The 590-nt window shown below is 47.8% G+C and carries 1 protein-coding gene; it reads left to right on the top strand.

What is annotated here, in order from left to right; translation table 11 throughout:
- Positions 1-62 precede the first annotated feature (62 nt).
- The coding region (locus R7Z77_RS26990; protein WP_411913223.1) for a M23 family metallopeptidase at positions 63-590 on the top strand (528 nt) is incomplete at its 3' end.

Genomic DNA, 590 nt, shown 5'->3' with positions numbered 1-590 from the left:
TTCCTTACAGTCGAGCTCACTCAGTGACGAGGCTTATACCAGAATACGATCATTACGACATGATGAAAGACCAACTGACGATCTCGATATCAACCATCAATGGCTCCAAGCATTGGTATTTCAGTAAACGGATGCAACGCAACCTAAAAACCTTTTTAGGGCTATTTGTACTGACTTTGGCAGCTACCGCCATTCTCATAAACCATCTTTACGCGCGGGTCGATAGCGCAGCGATGAAACAAGCGCAGCTCACCGAGCACTCACGCAGCATGGGCGAAGAGCTCAGTACATTAAAGGCGTTGAAGTCTGAACTAGAAAACGACCTTTCTGAGCGAGAGGAGCGGGTTCAGTTGGTTTCCGAGCGCTTAGGCGAGCTAGAAAAAGTGCTTGGCGTGGATAATCACGCCACCAATGAAGATTTGGATACTCGACTGGATTCAGCAGCGATCACTTCGAATGTACGAACGCTGATGCTCAATCAAATTCCAAACGGTTCGCCAGTGGGTAAAGTTCGACTTTCATCCGGTTTTGGCAAACGTATTCATCCTGTCACCAAGGTAGCGAAAATGCACCGCGGATTAGATTTCGCG

The sequence above is a fragment of the Vibrio sp. 1401 genome, from assembly GCF_033340295.1.
This window is presented reverse-complemented; position numbering and strand designations above follow the sequence as displayed.